This window comes from Pseudomonas sp. DE0010 (assembly GCF_007680745.1).
GTDB classification, from domain to species: Bacteria; Pseudomonadota; Gammaproteobacteria; order Pseudomonadales; family Pseudomonadaceae; genus Aquipseudomonas; species Aquipseudomonas parafulva_B.
Map to the genome: position 1 here is coordinate 1 of NZ_VEJQ01000313.1, position 233 is coordinate 233.

Consider the following 233-nt stretch of genomic DNA (forward strand, 5'->3'; position numbering starts at 1 on the left):
ATCACCGGAAATGACAACCTCTTTACCCAAATGCACAGCCGCCCCTTGGCAGTGGCGGTCTGGTCTCCTACCCTGAGCACCTTTATCCCGCCCGGCCCAGGAGGCCGGACCGCTCTGGAGTGCCGATGCGCAAGCTCGTGTTCCTGGTGCTGATCGCCCTGTTCGCCCAGGAACGGGGGCCCTTCCTGATCTTCCTGGCGCTGTGGATCGGCCTCTGCGTGGCCGGCTCGGCG

The 233-nt window shown here is 65.2% G+C and carries 1 pseudogene; it reads left to right on the forward strand.

Annotated features, from left to right (window positions below):
- Positions 1-137: 137 nt before the first annotated feature.
- Positions 138-233: pseudogene (locus FS767_RS23640) on the forward strand (hypothetical protein); the annotation flags it as partial.